Source organism: Nocardioides sp. (assembly GCF_036405735.1).
GTDB lineage: Bacteria > Actinomycetota > Actinomycetes > Propionibacteriales > Nocardioidaceae > Nocardioides.
In genome coordinates, this window is record NZ_DASWXC010000015.1 from 69033 (window position 1) to 76037 (window position 7005).

Genomic DNA, 7005 nt, shown 5'->3' on the forward strand with positions numbered 1-7005 from the left:
ACATGTCCGTCCCGTCCCGCCTCCAGCTCGCCCTCAACGTCGACGACCTCGAGACCTCGATCGCCTTCTACCGGCGGCTCTTCGACACCGAGCCCGCCAAGGTGCGGCCCGGCTACGCCAACTTCGCCGTGGCAGAGCCGCCGCTCAAGCTCGTCCTCATCGAGAACCCGGGACACGGCGGCTCGCTCAACCACCTCGGCGTCGAGGTCGCCGACACCGACACCGTCGACGCCGTCCACGCCCGCGTCACCGGCGCCGGCCTGGCCTCGACCGAGGAGCGCGACACGACGTGCTGCTACGCCCAGCAGGACAAGTTCTGGGTCGAGGGCACCCCCGACGGGGAGCGGTGGGAGGTCTACACCGTCCTCGCCGACGCGCCGGTCGAGGCTTCCGTGACGTCGGCCTGCTGCGCCTGACCGGCGGGCGCCCGACCCTGCATCCGGCGCTCAGGCGACGGTGATCGACCCGGCCGGCTCGTCGCGGTCCAGGCCGCGGCCGATCACCATCCGCTGGATCTGGTTGGTGCCCTCGAAGATCTGCATCACCTTGGCCTCGCGCATGTAGCGCTCGACCGGGAAGTCCTTGGTGTAGCCGGCGCCGCCGAGCACCTGCACGGCGTCGGTGGTCACCTTCATGGCGTTGTCCGTGGCGACCAGCTTGGCCACCGAGGCCTCCCGGGCGAACGGCAGTCCGGCATCGCGCAGCGCCGCGGCCGCCTGCAGGGTGGCGCGGGCGGAGACGGTCGCCGCCTCCATGTCGGCCAGCAGGAAGGCCAGCCCCTGGTGGTCGATGATGCGGGCGCCGAACGCCTCGCGCTGCCGGGCGTAATCGACGGCCCGGTCGAGTGCTCCCTGCGCCAGGCCGGTCGCCACGGCCGCGATGCCCAGCCGACCGGAGTCCAGGGCGGCCAGCGCGATCCGGAGGCCCTCGCCCTCGGCCCCGACCAGGCGGTCGCCGGAGACCCGGACCCCGTCGAGCCGGACCGTCGCGGTGGTGGAGCCGGTCAGCCCCATCTTCCGCTCCGGTACGTCGGCCGAGAGCCCGTCGGCGTCCCCCGGAACCAGGAAGCAGGAGATGTCGCCGCGTGCCTCGCCGGTGCGAGCCATGACCGTGTAGAAGTCGGCCTGGCCACCGTGGGTGGTCCACGCCTTGGCGCCGGTGATCACCCAGTCGTCGCCGTCGCGCACCGCCCGGGTGCGCATCGCCGCGGGGTCCGATCCCGCATGCGGCTCGGAGAGGCAGTAGGCGCCGAGCAAGTCGCCCCCGAGCAGCTCGGGCAGCCACCGGCGCCGCTGCTCCTCGGTCCCGCGGGTGAACAGCGGATAGCAGGACAGGGCGTGCACCGACACCCCGACGCCGACGCTTGCCCAGACCGCGCCGATCTCCTCCAGCACCCGCAGGTACAGCCCGTAGGACAGCCCGCCGCCGCCGTACTCCTCGGGGTAGGGGAGGCCGAGCAGGCCGGTGCGGCCCAGCAGCCGGAAGACCTCACGCGGGAAGGCCTCCTCGGCCTCCGCCTGCGCCGCGCGCGGCGCGAGCTCGTCGGCGCAGATCCGGCGCACCAGCCGCAGCAGCTCGGCGGCCTCCTCGGTGGGGACGACATGACGGGCGGGCATGGCGCCACCGTAGTAGATGGACGTCCGAGCAGTTCGGCGGCAGTTCGGCGTCGGCGGCTACCGCAGCCGACGCGCGACCGGCTCCAGCAGCCGCGGTGCGAGCGGGCCGATCACCGCCAGCGCCAGGACGTACGCCGCCGCGGTCGGTGCGAGCTCGGCGGTGACCGAGGACGCGACCAGCCCGGCGACGATGATCGAGAACTCGCCGCGCGGGACCAGCGCCGCGCCTGCCCGCAGCCGGGCCGGCCTCGAGACGCCCGCCCGGGCGCCGGCGACCCAGCCGGTGGCGATCTTGGTGGCGATCCCGACGACCGCCAGCGCCAGGGCCGGGAGCAGGACGCCCGGCAGCTGCCGAGGGTCGGTGGAGAGCCCGAAGAAGACGAAGAACACGGCCGCGAAGATGTCGCGCAACGGCTCCAGCAGCGTGTGGACCCGGTCGGCGAGGTCGGCCGAGAGCGCGATCCCGAGCAGGAACGCCCCGACGGCCGCGGAGACGTGGGCCAGCTCGGCGGCTCCCGCCACCAGCAGCGCGAGGCCGAGCAGGCGGAGCAGGAACACCTCGTTGGACGTCGCCGTGACGACGGAGGTCACCACGTGCCCGTAGCGCAGTGCCACGACCAGCACGACCGCGAGCACCGCCAGCGCGACCGAGACCGACCGCAGCGTCGACAGCCCGCCCGCGGAGGCGGCCAGCGCCGTCAGCACCGGCAGGTACACCGCCATCGCCAGGTCCTCCAGCACGAGCACGCCCAGGACGGCAGGAGTCTCCCGGTTGCCGAGCCGGCCCAGGTCGGTGAGGACCTTGGAGATGATCCCCGAGGAGCTGATGGCGGTGATGCCGAACATCGCGACCGCCGCGAGCGTGCCCCAGCCCATGACGAGGGCGAAGAGGGCGCCGGGCAGACCGTTGAGGAGCAGGTCCAGCACCCCCGACGGCGCCTGGGTGCGCAGCGTGGCGACCAGGTCGCCCGCGCTGTACTCCAGGCCGATCAGCAGCAGGAGCAGCACCACGCCGATCTCGGCGCCGGTGTCGAAGAAGCCCTCAGGTGCCTCCAGCGGCAGCAGCCCGCCCGTGCCGAACGCGAGGCCGGCCAGCAGGTAGAGCGGGATGGGTGAGAGGCCGAAGCCGGCAGCGACGCGCGAGAGCGCGCCGAGGGCGAACAGGACGGCCCCGAGCTCCAGGAGCAGTGCGGCGGTGTGGTCCACCCGGGCTCAGCTCGGGTCGAGGATCGCGGCCGCCTCGCGCACGCCCTCCTCGGTGCCGACCACGATCAGCTTGTCGCCCTGCTGCAGGACGAACTCCGGGCCCGGAGAGGGGTGGACCCGGTCGTCGCGGAAGACCGCGACGATGGAGACGCCGGTGCGGGTGCGGATCGCGGCGTCGCCCATCGGCCGGCCGACGTACGGCGCGTCGGCGCTCAGCGGGATCCCGCTCGTCGTCAGGCCCTCCACCTGCTCGCGCAGCTTGGCGAGTCGCTCGATGAGGCGCGGAGCGCCGAGCAGCTCGGCGAGCACCTGGCTCTCGGCGCTGCTCAGCTCGACGCTCACCTCCACGGCGTCCTGGTCCTGGGCGTCGTAGACCACGAGGTGTCGCGCCCCGGTCTTGGTCGAGACGACGCCGATGCGCCGGCCGGCGCCGGTGAGGAAGTCGTGTCGCAGCCCGATCCCGGGCAGCTTGGTCTCCTCGACGTTCACGGTCCCGCTCCTCTCGCCGACTCGACCCTACTGTCCGGCCGACCGGGCTCGACGCCGACGACTACGAGACCGGGGCGCGCCACACCCTGCCGCGCTCGCCGTCGTCGCCGACCAGGAGTACGCCGTCGGCCGCGCCGGCCACTGCGAGGATGCGCTCGCCGCCGGTCGCCGGGGTGACCGGCGTCGGGACCGGCTGCCAGGTGACGCCGTCCGTGGAGTGCCACAGCCCGTAGCGACGGGCGTCGCTCACGGTGGTCCAGATCCGGCGGCCGGTCAGCGTCAGGGAGGCCACGAAGGGGCTCGCCCCGCCGGCCGGGTCCACGTCGCCGAACGACGCGCCCTCGTGCCAGCGATCGCCGCGCCACCAGGCGCCGAACCGGTCACCGCGCAGGCCGAGCGCGAGCAGGGCGCCGTCCCGGTCGACCACCCGGTGCAGGTCCTCGTAGGCGTCGCTGCCGGGCACCTTCTCGCGCGACCAGGACCGGCCGTCCGACGAGCGCCAGGCCTGCGGCTGCCGGTCCACGTCGCCCGGGGTCGAGCCGCCGCCCACGACGGTCCAGCCGGTGCCGCTGGCGACGGCGGCCTGTGCCAGTGCGCGGTGCCGGGCGTCGTCGGCCAGGCCCGCGGCGGCCTCGACCCGGGTGAACTCCCGGGCGTCGGCGGAGAGCCACACCGCCGGTCCGGAGGTGCGGTTCCCGACGATGAGGAAGCCACCGGCGCCGCCGGTCACCGGCCCGACGTTGGTGGCCTTGTCGCCGCCGTACTGGCTCGAGGCCGCGACCACGTCGACCAGCTCTCCGGGCTGACTGCCGCCCCGCGCCGGCTGCAGGCGCCAGGTCGTCACCCGGGGGTTGCCGTGCGCGCCGCCGGACCTCGCACCGACGACGGCGATCCGGTCCTGCGAGCAGGCGATCGAGGTCAGGATCGCCCGCCGGCCCCAGTACGTCGTGGGCCGCACCGGCACAGCCGACCAGGTGACGCCGTCGACCGAGCTCCACAACGCGGGCCGGGAGTCCCGGTCCGGCGAGGGGTCGGCCAGGAACACCCCGCCGGCCAGCCACCAGCGATCGCCGCATCGGAGGGCGTCGCGCACGGCGATGCGGCCCGGCGCACCCGGTGGCGCTGGGAGGGCGACCTCCTGCCACGCGACGTCGAGTGGTCCCGGCGCCGGCTCGCCCGCGTCGCGGCACCCGGCGAGGGCCGCAACGGTGGCGAGAACGGCGACCAGGCAAGCGGCCCTGTGGGCGGCCGGGCGAGCGCGCATCGGCTCAGGCCGGCGGGTCCAGGAAGTCGCCGTCAGCGTGCTGCCCGGCGTCGGCCTGCACGATGCCGCGCCCGGCGGCCAGGAGGTCGGCGACCTGGGGGGTGGCCAGCTCGTAGCGGACCGTCGAGCCGGTGCGGGTCGCGCTGACCAGCCCGGCTCGGCGCAGCACGGCCAGCTGCTGGGAGAGGTTCGACGCCTCGACGTCGAGCTCGGCGAGCAGGTCGCGGACGGCGGTCGGGCCGTTCTGCAACAGCTCCAGCACGCGGATGCGGATCGGGTGGCCGAGGGTTCGGAAGAGCTCCGCCTTGGCGTCGTACAACGGCACGCTCGGATGCATCCTCGACCTCCTTCTGACGCATTCTGCGCACGGTCCGCGGACATTTCTTGGCATTGGATCGATCCATTGCGGCCGGCGTGAGAAACGCCTCAGTTCGGGGGACCGTACACCACTTGAAACATTCTTCAACCCAGGTAGCGTGCCGGACACGTCTGTACCGACTTGAAGGGCTCGAATAGATGGTGGATGTGGACAAGGTCCTCGACGAGGCGGGCCTGAAGAACCCCGTCGTGCGCGACTACGTGGCCTACTGGGCCGAGCTCACGGGGGCCGAGCGCATCGAGGTGGTACAGGCGTCCGACGACGCCCGGCTCGTCGCGGAGTGCCTGGAGGCCGGCGAGCTGCTGCCGGCCGGTGAGGGGCGCTACTACTCGCGCAGCTACCACAAGGACACCGCCCGCTCCGAGGAGCGGACGATCGTCGCGACCAGCAACCCGTCCGACGCCGGCGCCTACAACAACTGGCGCCCGTCGGAGGAGATGAAGCCGCTGCTCGAGGGCAAGATGCGCGGGGCATCGGCGGGCAAGACGATGTACGTCGTCCCCTACCTGATGGCGCCTCCCGGCTCGCCGCTCGAGCCGTACGCCGCCGGCGTCGAGCTCACCGACGCCCGCACGGTCGTGCTGCACATGATCCGGATGGCCCGCGTCGGCGTGGAGTACATCAACAACCTCGCCGACCCGAACTCCTTCGTGCGCGCCGTCCACGTGACCGGCGACCTGGAGAACCTCGGTCACGGCACCGCCGACGACCAGCGGTACTTCGTCACCGTCGCCGACGAGCGCACGATCCTGCACTTCGGCTCCTCCGACGGCGGCAACGCGCTGCTCGGCAAGATCGCCCACGGCCTGCGGCTGGCGTCGTACGACGGCTGGGCCTCGGGCAAGTTCCTCGCCGAGCAGTTCATGCTGCTGGGCATCGTCGACAAGGAGACCGGCCGCAAGTACCACGTGGCCGGCGGCTTCCCGAGCGCCTCGGGCAAGACCAACCTCGCGATGACGCTGGCCCCCGACGCGCTGGGCGACCGCTACTACGTCGAGTTCTACGGCGACGACATCGCCTGGATCTGGGTGGACGAGAACGACGGCCGCGCCTACGCCTTCAACCCCGAGAACGGCGTCTTCGGCGTCGCCAAGGACACCAACGAGGCGACCAACCCGACCGCGCTCGACTCGATCGCGCCCGGCAGCGGCGCGATCTTCACCAACGTCGCCTACAACGAGAAGACCGGCGACGTGTGGTGGGAGGGCAAGTCGAAGAACCCGCCGGCGGACCTCGACGGCTGGCTGGACTGGAAGGGCGAGCGCATCGCCGACCGGTCCCCCGAGCAGGCCGGCGACCCGTGGGCCCACCCGAACAGCCGCTTCACCACCGCACTCGACAACGTGCCGAACGTCGCGAAGGACTACGACGACCCGCGCGGCGTCCCGGTCGACGCGATCATCTTCGGTGGCCGCACCCGCGACCGCGAGCCGCTGGTCCGCGCGATCACCGACCTCGCCGAGGGCGTGTACGACGGCCTGACGCTGGGTGCCGAGGCGACCTTCGCGGCCGACGGCAAGGAGGGCATCCTCCGCTACGACCCGATGTCGATGCGGCCGTTCATGTCCTACGGCGAGGGCGACTACGCCGCCCACTGGCTCAAGATCCTGGGCCAGGCCACCGACGGCCCGATCTTCGCCCACGTCAACTGGTTCCAGCGTGACCCCGAGGACGGCCACTTCCTGTGGCCCGGCTACCGCGACAACCTGCGCGCGCTGCTGTGGCTGGTGCAGTTCAAGAACGGCGAGGTCACGGGCGTCCCGACCGCGGTCGGCACCATCCCGGCCAAGGACGAGCTGCTGCTCGAGGGCATCGAGATCGACGAGGGTGACCTCGACAAGATCCTGACCATCGACCTCGAGCGCTGGCGCCAGGAGATCGGCTTCCGCGAGGAGCACCTCAGCCAGTTCGACCGTCTTCCGGAGGCGATCTGGGAGGCCCACCGCCGGGTCGCCCGGGCCGTCGAGGAGGCGGCTCAGCAGGGCTGAGTCGGGAGCCGACGACTGTCGATGTGAGCGGCGCCGCCCGGTGTGAACCGGGCGGCGCCGCTG

Annotated in this window: 7 protein-coding genes; 2 read left to right on the plus strand and 5 right to left on the minus strand. The window is 72.9% G+C overall.

Features of this window, described 5'->3' with window-relative positions; all coding sequences use genetic code 11:
• Nucleotides 1-2 precede the first annotated feature (2 nt).
• Nucleotides 3-416: an ArsI/CadI family heavy metal resistance metalloenzyme gene (locus VGE38_RS02915; protein WP_331141033.1), complete on the plus strand. Its 414-nt coding sequence runs from the start codon at nucleotides 3-5 to the stop codon at nucleotides 414-416.
• Between the two features lie 30 nt (nucleotides 417-446).
• Here the strand turns inward: VGE38_RS02915 and VGE38_RS02920 are convergent, their stop codons facing one another.
• The 5 genes from VGE38_RS02920 to VGE38_RS02940 form a co-directional block, all read right to left on the minus strand.
• Nucleotides 447-1616, minus strand: coding sequence for an acyl-CoA dehydrogenase family protein (locus tag VGE38_RS02920; RefSeq protein WP_331141034.1), 1170 nt, complete (start codon nucleotides 1614-1616; stop codon nucleotides 447-449).
• A 57-nt stretch (nucleotides 1617-1673) separates the two neighbouring features.
• A complete protein-coding gene (locus VGE38_RS02925) occupies nucleotides 1674-2822 on the minus strand; it encodes a cation:proton antiporter (protein ID WP_331141035.1) in 1149 nt (382 codons plus the stop codon).
• 6 nt (nucleotides 2823-2828) lie between these two features.
• A complete protein-coding gene (locus VGE38_RS02930) occupies nucleotides 2829-3311 on the minus strand; it encodes a cation:proton antiporter regulatory subunit (RefSeq protein WP_331141036.1) in 483 nt (160 codons plus the stop codon).
• 61 nt (nucleotides 3312-3372) lie between these two features.
• Nucleotides 3373-4575 (minus strand): hypothetical protein, encoded by a 1203-nt coding sequence (locus VGE38_RS02935; protein ID WP_331141037.1) that lies wholly within the window; start codon nucleotides 4573-4575, stop codon nucleotides 3373-3375.
• 4 nt (nucleotides 4576-4579) lie between these two features.
• Entirely contained in the window at nucleotides 4580-4912 is a 333-nt protein-coding gene (locus tag VGE38_RS02940) for an ArsR/SmtB family transcription factor (protein ID WP_331141038.1), read from the minus strand.
• Nucleotides 4913-5091: 179 nt separating this feature from the next.
• Here VGE38_RS02940 and VGE38_RS02945 point away from each other — a divergent pair, with 179 nt between their 5' ends.
• Nucleotides 5092-6942, plus strand: a complete 1851-nt coding sequence (locus VGE38_RS02945; RefSeq protein ID WP_331141039.1) for a phosphoenolpyruvate carboxykinase (GTP) — start codon at nucleotides 5092-5094, stop codon at nucleotides 6940-6942.
• Nucleotides 6943-7005: the final 63 nt, after the last annotated feature.